This is a genomic window from Arenimonas caeni (assembly GCF_003024235.1).
Classification (GTDB): Bacteria; Pseudomonadota; Gammaproteobacteria; order Xanthomonadales; family Xanthomonadaceae; genus Arenimonas; species Arenimonas caeni.
Map to the genome: position 1 here is coordinate 1 of NZ_KZ679112.1, position 7,639 is coordinate 7,639.

8 protein-coding genes are annotated in these 7,639 nt (G+C 70.6%); 2 read left to right on the plus strand and 6 right to left on the minus strand.

Annotated elements, in window-relative coordinates; genetic code table 11:
• Nucleotides 1–957: 957 nt before the first annotated feature.
• A complete protein-coding gene (locus C6N40_RS13755) occupies nt 958–1,905 on the plus strand; it encodes an integron integrase (protein WP_275887163.1) in 948 nt (315 codons plus the stop codon).
• 4 nt (nt 1,906–1,909) lie between these two features.
• Here the strand turns inward: C6N40_RS13755 and C6N40_RS13760 are convergent, their stop codons facing one another.
• The 6 genes from C6N40_RS13760 to bioB are packed head-to-tail and all read right to left on the minus strand — an operon-like array spanning nt 1,910 to nt 7,247.
• On the minus strand, nt 1,910–2,590 hold the full coding sequence (locus C6N40_RS13760) for a hypothetical protein (RefSeq protein WP_106991597.1): 681 nt from the start codon (nt 2,588–2,590) through the stop codon (nt 1,910–1,912).
• A 50-nt stretch (nt 2,591–2,640) separates the two neighbouring features.
• Nucleotides 2,641–3,357 (minus strand): META and DUF4377 domain-containing protein, encoded by a 717-nt coding sequence (locus tag C6N40_RS13765; protein WP_106991598.1) that lies wholly within the window; start codon nt 3,355–3,357, stop codon nt 2,641–2,643.
• Between the two features lie 33 nt (nt 3,358–3,390).
• Complete coding sequence (gene bioC, locus C6N40_RS13770) at nt 3,391–4,266, minus strand: malonyl-ACP O-methyltransferase BioC (protein WP_106991602.1); 876 nt, start codon at nt 4,264–4,266, stop codon at nt 3,391–3,393.
• A complete protein-coding gene (gene bioH / locus C6N40_RS13775) occupies nt 4,263–5,033 on the minus strand; it encodes a pimeloyl-ACP methyl ester esterase BioH (protein ID WP_205208629.1) in 771 nt (256 codons plus the stop codon). Before bioH ends, bioC begins: the two co-directional genes overlap by 4 nt.
• A 2-nt stretch (nt 5,034–5,035) precedes the next feature.
• Nucleotides 5,036–6,229: an 8-amino-7-oxononanoate synthase gene (bioF, locus tag C6N40_RS13780; protein WP_106991600.1), complete on the minus strand. Its 1,194-nt coding sequence runs from the start codon at nt 6,227–6,229 to the stop codon at nt 5,036–5,038.
• A gap of 1 nt (nt 6,230) precedes the next feature.
• Nucleotides 6,231–7,247 carry a biotin synthase BioB gene (gene bioB / locus C6N40_RS13785; protein WP_106991601.1) on the minus strand — a complete coding sequence of 339 codons (1,017 nt, stop codon included), beginning with the start codon at nt 7,245–7,247 and terminating at the stop codon, nt 6,231–6,233.
• Between the two features lie 174 nt (nt 7,248–7,421).
• Here bioB and C6N40_RS13790 point away from each other — a divergent pair.
• Nucleotides 7,422–7,639 (plus strand): double zinc ribbon domain-containing protein (locus C6N40_RS13790; protein ID WP_240183537.1); only part of this gene is annotated, 218 nt, incomplete at its 3' end.

Sequence of the window (7,639 nt, forward strand, 5' to 3'; positions counted from 1 at the left end):
GACGGGAGTTTCCTTACGGATTAGTTAGGTGGCATCGTTGCCTTGGATTAGATCCAGGGCAAGCCCTCTCTCGCCAGAAACCATCAAGTCATAGATGTCGTCCTCGGCCTCAACCCAGATGGACGATACGGCGTTCGCTTCTTGAAGCTGAAGGAAGTCGAGATTGGGTCGGACGACGTGATCGCCCATGCGAATGGCAGCCTCACCCCCAACCTGCACGAGCTCCGAGTGGTCCGGAAGCTCGTAGTCCGCCTGTATCCACACGCGAAATCGCTTCATGTGCCACCTAACGCNCTTGAGTTAAGCCGTGCCGCGAAGCGGCATCGGCTTGAACGAATTGTTAGCGCCCATTGACCATGGACCACAACGTGGCGCTGTCTAGGAGGGATGACTGCCCACTGACGAACATGAGGTCATCCGAGATGCGCCGATCAGGGTGCCAGAGCCCGACAACAAAATCACGACCTGTCTCCTTCCCCAAGCGAGCCAAGAATGAGACCAAGCGATCCGAGGAGTCTCTCGTTAACTCCGGTGTGCGGAAATTGATACCTAAGTTCCACTGGGGCAAGTCATCAGGATGCAGATCCGGAGTGCGTGGATATTTGTCAGATATGAATGATGCGTCATGGCCGAAGTCACCTACGAACGCTGAAAAAGCACGCGTGAGATATGTCTCGCACTGGTCAAGATCGGAACCATCAACGTACACGTAGAAGTTGAGCATGGGCGCTAACTACTAGTAGTGGTCTGTAAAGCAGGATAGACCAACCCAAGCATCACTGCAGTCCAGGTCGGCCGGAAAAAATCTCACATCCAGTCAACGCTTTCGCCGACGGCAGGCGGCCAGGCGCGCCGGCATGCTTGGCGTGTATGGAGCGCAGACGGCGGAATAGCATCGAAGTGGCCGCAGGTGACGGTGTAGCGCCGGCGGCGGAGCAGGCGCGTCCGAAAGGGCTTTTGGAGGCGGTTCGCGGCAAGTTGCGCGCCAAACACTACAGCCTGCGGACCGAGGCCGCTTACCTGGGCTGGATACGACGGTTTATCCAGGCACACCGTGGGCGGCATCCGCGCCTGCTCGGCGGGCGCGAGGTCGAAGCCTTCCTCACCCGGCTGGCGGTACAGGGCAAGGTGGCGGCCAGCACCCAGAACCAGGCCTTGTCGGCGCTGCTCTTCCTTTATCGCGAAGTCCTGGAGCTCAAGCTGCCTTGGATGGACGACGTGGTGCGCGCCAAGCGCCCGCAGCGCTTGCCCACGGTGCTCAGCCAGTCCGAGGTGCGCGCCCTGCTCGAACTGATGCAGGGTCGCCCGCGGGTGCTGGCCGCCCTGCTCTACGGCACGGGCATGCGTTTGATGGAAGGCCTGCGGCTGCGGGTGAAGGACGTGGATTTCCAGCGGCGCGAGATCATCGTGCGCGAGCCCAAGGGCGGCCACGACCGGCGCACCATGCTGCCGGCCTCGCTCGAGCAGGCGCTGCGCGATGCCATCGCCCGTTCGCTGCGCCTGCACGCGGCCGACAAGGCCGCCGGCCACGGCCGCGTCTGGCTGCCGCACGCCCTAGCACGCAAGTACCCGAACGCCGCCGCCGAGCCGGCCTGGCAATACGTCTTCCCGGCGGATGAGCGCTCGCACGACCCGCGCGACGGTACCGAGCGCCGCCACCATGTCGGCGAGGAAGCTCTCAACCGCCACCTCAAGCGCGCCGCTACGCAACTCGGCCTGACCAAGCCGGTCAGCGCGCACACGCTGCGCCACAGCTTCGCCACCCACCTGCTCGAGGCCGGCTACGACATCCGCACCGTGCAGGCCCTGCTGGGCCACAAAGACGTCGCCACCACGCAGATCTACACCCACGTCCTGGGCCGGGGCGCCAGCGCCGTTCGCAGCCCGCTCGATGCCCGGCCCTGATCGTTCAGCGGGCGAGGCTGATCGCCCAGGCCACTGCGAACCAGGCGAGCCCGGCGAAGGTCACCGGGTGCACCCGCTGCAGCGTCCGGCGGTCATGCATCGCCAGCGAGACGAAGAAGGCAGCCCAGCCGCCGTAGAAAAAGAGCAGGAAGCCCGGCTCGTCCACGCGTGCGGCCAGGTCGGGGAACAGCGGCGCCAGCCACGACATCACCAGCGGGTCGTAGCAGCGCGCCATCACCGGCCCGAGCATCAGGAAGGTGGCGCTCAAGACCAGCCGCTTGTGCCAGTCCGGGCGTGCCCGATGCCACCAGGCAAGGAACAGGAACAGCACGAAGCCCGGCAGGAGCAGCCGGTTGGCCCGCACCTCGGCGGTCATGTTTGCCCAGCCGTTCCACAGCACGATGAACAGGTAGAGCGTGCTCAGCGCGACGCCGATGGCCACGATCATCGTGGCCAGGCCCAGCCTGCGGTGCAGCGCCATGTTTCGCACCCGCACCAGGTTCGCCTGCACCAGCAGCAGCACGTACCAGGCCAGCCCGAACAGCCCGTGCACCACGAACTTCGGGTCGCGGTTGCTGGCCTGGCCGACGTCGGTGAACAGGTTGTCGGAGAAGGCCACCACGCTCAACAGCAGCAACAGCGCGGCGGTAACGGTGAAGTAGCTGCCCCGGGTTCCCCTGGCCATTGCGTGCTCCGTCCGGATACCGGGGGAACGCGGGCGCGGGCGGCCGGCGGTCAGGGCCGGCTGCGGTCCAGCACTTCCAGCAGCATCCAGCGCCGCGCGCTGGCGTCGGCCGGTGGGTTGGCCACGCCGTACTCGCGGATGCGCAGCACGTACTCCACGCCCATCTGCCACTCGAAGCCTTCGATCTCGCCATGGAGGTACTGCCAGGGCGCGCCGGGCTGGTCGCGGTACTGCAGGCACAGTCCGCCGGCCACGCCGGTGCAGGGCGCGCGCTGGCCGGCGATCTGCACGATGCGGTCCACGCCCTCGGCCGAGGGCTGCTCGGCCCGGCTGTCGAAACGCCAGCTGGCGCCGTCGGCCGCCACCAGGCTCAGGTAGGGCCCTTCGAACACCAGCTCCAGCGGCTGCGACATCGCCGAGAGCAGCGACGACTCGCGCACCATCAGCTCGCCGGGGCAGGCCCGCATCGTGCTGGCGATCTGCCGGCCTTCGCCGCCGAAACGGATCTCGGTGCCGGAGCGCTGGTAGCCGCCGGTGTGCTGGTTGCAGGGGCCGGACAGGGAGAAGCGGTCGCGCTTGAATTCCAGCGTCGCCGAGCCGGCGCCGCTGCCCGGCACCTTGTCGCCGGACGAGGTGCCCACCAGGCGCCAGGCCTGGCCCTCGATGGCCGGGCCCTGGCTCACGCGCACCTCGCGCGCCGGGCCGGCGCAGGCCGCGAGGCCGGCGCAAACGGCCAGCGCGAGCGAAACACGGGTCATCGGATGCATGGGTTTCCTCGGGGCCAAAGCAACGCCCCGAGTCTAGCGCCGCCGGCGCGGGATGTGGTCGGCCGGGAAGCTGGCCAGGTCGGCACCGCCTTCGCGCCGCGGCGCGCCCGGCGCCGGGCCCCAGGCCTGGGCGGTGATCACTTCCCAGCTGCTCGGCAGCACGCCCTCGCGGCGGTTGGCTTCGTAGGCTTCGGTCACGCGCTGCAGGCGCTGGCGTCCGCCCAGGCCGCGGCGGCGCTCGCGGCGCGCGTCGCCGGCGCCGATGGCGCGCAGCTCGTGCATCAGCGTGCGCAGGTCCGGGTAGGTCAGGGTGAAGTGGTCGCGGTCGAGCACCGGGTCCTTGAAGCCGGCGGCGATCATCGCGTCGCCCACCTGCTGGATGTGCGCGAACGGCGACAGCGGCGGCACCTCGCCGATCGAGGCGTAGGCCTCGCCCAGCTCCAGCAGCGTGTCGGGCCCGAAGGTGGAGAACAGCAGCAGGCCGCCCGGCCGCAGCACGCGGCGGAACTCGGCCAGCGCCGCCGGCAGGTCGTCCACCCACTGCAGGCACAGGCTCGAGAAGATGAGGTCGGCGCACTGGTCGGCCAGCGGCAGCGCCGACACGTCGGCGCACACGCGCCGCACCGGGCGCCAGAAGCGCGTGTGCTTGGGCACCTCGCGAAGCATCGGCAGCGCGGCGTCGAGCGCGATCACCTCGGCCTTGGGCCAGCGCTTCTTCATCGCCCCGGCGGCGCGGCCCGGGCCGCAACCCAGGTCGAGGATGCGCGCGGGCTGGCGGTCGTCGAGGTAATCAAGCTGCTCGAGCAGGCGCGCTTCCACCTCGCGCTGCAGCGCCGCCACGGCGGCGTAGTTCGGGGCGGCGCGGCCGAAGGCGCGGCGCAGCTGGCGGCGGTCGAACAGGCGGCTCACGGCGGGCACTCGGCGGCGAAGGCGCGCAGCGCACTGGCCACGTCGCCGGCATGGGTGAGGAAGGGCGCGTGGCCGGCGCGCGCGACTTCGTGGAAGCGGGCCCGTGGCGACAGCGCCGCGGCGGCCTGCATCGCTTCCGGCGACACCAAGCGGTCGCGCCGGCCCGCCAGCCACAGGCTGGGCATCGCCAGCGCGGGCAGCGCATCGCGCAGGTCGGTGCCTTCCAGCAGCGCCAGGCCGTCGCGCAGCACGTCGGCGGCGGCCTCGCCGTGGGCAAACACCTCGTCGCGCAGCAGGCGGATCTCCTCGCGCACGTGGTCCGAACCCTGTGCCTCGAGCATCAGGAAGCGGTCGATGGTGGCGCGGTAGTCGCGGCCCAGCTCGCTGGCGAAGCCGCGGAACACCGACGGGTCCATGCCGGCCGGCCAGTCCTCGCTGCGCACGAAGCGCGGGTTGGCGGCCAGCATCACCAGGCCGCGCACGCGCGCGGGCATGGCCGCGGCCGCGTGCAGCGCCACCAGTCCGCCCAGCGACCAGCCCAGCCACAGCGCACGCTCCGGCACCCGCGCCGCCACCGCGTCCACGGCGGCGTCCAGCGCCAGCGGCACGCCGGCCTCGCGGCTGCGGCCGTGCCCGGGCAGGTCCACCAGGTGCAGTTCGAACTCGTCCTGCAGCGCCGCCACCAGCGGCGCGAACAGGCCCGAATGCATGGCCCAGCCATGCAGCAGCACCAGGGCCGGGCCCTGGCCGCGGACGTCGTGGAACAGGCTCATGCCGGGATCGGGGCGGGGCTGTCGTTCACCGCGCGCGCCAGCGCTTCGAGCAGGCCGTCGATATCGGCCTCGGCGTGGTCGGCGCTGAGCGTGATGCGCAGCCGGGCCTGGCCCTCGGGCACGGTCGGCGGCCGGATCGCGGCCACCAGGAAGCCGGCGGCTTCCAGCGCCTTCGATGCCGCCAGCGCGCTGGCGTTGTCGCCCAGCACCAGCGGCTGGATCGGGGTGAAGGATTCCTGCAGCGGCAGGCCGCGCGCGGCCGCGCCGCGGCGGAAGCGCATCACCAGCGACATCAGCTTGGCGCGCCGCCAGGCTTCCTTGCGCACCAGCTTCAGGCTGGCGCGCATCGCCGCCGCCATCGCCGGCGCCGGCGCGGTGGTGAACAGGTAGGGACGCGCGGTCTCGGCCACGTGCTCGACCAGTGCGGTGCTGCCCAGCAGCATCGCGCCCTGGCCGCCGAAGGCCTTGCCCAGCGGCAGCAGCAGCAGCGGCACTTCGCGCGCGCCGAGGCTGGCCACGGCCAGGCTGCCGCGGCCTTCGGGGCCGAGCACGCCGATGCCGTGCGCATCGTCCACGTACAGCAGCGCGTCCTGGGCCCGCGCCACCAGCGCCAGGTCGGCCAGCGGCGCCTGGTCGCCATCCATGCTGAACACGCCGTCGGTGGCGAGCATGGCAGCACCTTCGCGGCGCGACATCAGCTGGCGCATCGCCGCTTCCACGTCGCCGTGCGGGTAGCGCTTGAGCTCGGCGCCCGACAGACGCGCGCCGTCGAGCAGGCAGGCGTGGTTGAGCTTGTCCTGCACGCACACGTCGCCCTCGGCCAGCAGCGACTGCATCACCGCCAGGTTGGCCTGGTAGCCGGAGCCGAAGTACAGGCCGCGCTCGTAGCCCAGCCACTGCGCGAAGTCTTTTTCCAGCGCGGCGTGTTCGGCGTGGTGGCCGCAAACCAGCGCCGAGCCGGTGCTGCCTACGCCGTGCCAGGCGGCGCCTTCCTGCAGCGCCGCCACCAGGTCCAGGTGCTGGCCCAGGCCCAGGTAATCGTTGCCGCAGAAGTTCACCAGCGGGCGGCCATCGACCAGCACCCTGGTGCCCTCGCGTCCCTCGATCACCCGCCGCGGCCGCAGCGCATCGCGGGCCGCACGCTCGGCGCGGGCCAGGGCGAGGCGGTCGGCGAAGCGGATGCGGCCCATGTCAGGCGGCGCAGCCGGCAGGGGCGGTTTCGACGATGTCGGCGTGCACGGTCTTCGATTCGTGCACCACCGGCATCGGCCGCAGGCCCAGGCGCCCGAACAGGGCCTGGTCGGCCTCCACGTCCGGGTTGCCGGTGGTCAGCAGCTTCTCGCCGTAGAAGATGGAGTTCGCACCCGCCACGAAGCACATCGCCTGCAGTTCCTCGCTCATTTCGGCGCGGCCCGCCGACAGCCGCACCATCGAGGCCGGCATCATGATGCGGGCCACGGCGATCGTGCGTACGAACTCAAACGGATCAAGCAGGGTGGTGCCGGCCAGCGGCGTGCCTTCCACCTGCACCAGGCGGTTGATCGGCACCGAGTCCGGGTGCGCCGGCAGGTTGGCCAGGGCCTGCAGCAGGCCGGCGCGCTGCGCGCGCGTCTCGCCCATGCCCACGATGCCGCCGCAGCAGGTCTTCATGCCCACGTCGCGCACGTGTTCGAGCGTGTCCAGGCGGTCCTGGTACTCGCGGGTCTTGATGATGTCGCCGTAGAACTCGGGCGCGGTGTCGAGGTTGTGGTTGTAGTAGTCCAGGCCCGCCTCGCGCAGGCTCTTGGCCTGCGGCGCGCTGAGCATGCCCAGCGTCGCGCAGGTTTCCAGGCCCAGGGCCTTCACCTCGCGGATCATCTCGGCCACCTTCGGGATGTCGCGGTCCTTCGGGCTGCGCCAGGCGGCGCCCATGCAAAAGCGCGAGGCGCCGGCGGCCTTGGCGGCGCGGGCCTTCTCGAGCACCGAGGCGGTGTCCATCAGCTTGGTCGCGTCCACGCCGGTGTTGTAGCGCGCGGCCTGCGGGCAGTAGGCGCAGTCCTCGGGGCAGCCGCCGGTCTTCACCGACAGCAGGGTGCTCACCTGCACTTCGGCCGGGTCGAAATGCTCGCGGTGCACCGTGGCGGCGCGGAACACGAGCTCGGGAAACGGCAGGTCGAACAAGGCGAGCACTTGCTCGCGCGTCCAGTCGTGGCGGATGACAGCAGGCATGGCAAAACCCTGACGGCGCGGGGAAACGAAGAGCGGCAGTCTGTTGGCCATGCCCCACCCTGTCAACCAAATCGGCCCCCCGGCGGTTGACGGTGACGCGCCGGTCGGGGGGAGTCCGGGACCGGCAGGCTACGTCGCCAGGGCCGGTCCAATCCGTGAACAAGAGCACGTTCCATGAGCGATCGGCCAGGCGGATTTTTCTCAGCCCTCGGCCGGGCCCTGCTGCCGCTGCGCTGCCTGGCCTGCCAGGAGCCCGGCGCCGCCGGCCTCGACCTGTGCCCGGCCTGCCGCGCCGCCCTGCCCTGGAACCATTCGGCCTGTGCCCGCTGCGCCCTGCCCCTGCCGCGGCCGGCGCCGCGCTGCGGGCGCTGTGCCGGCGCGCGCCCGCCCCA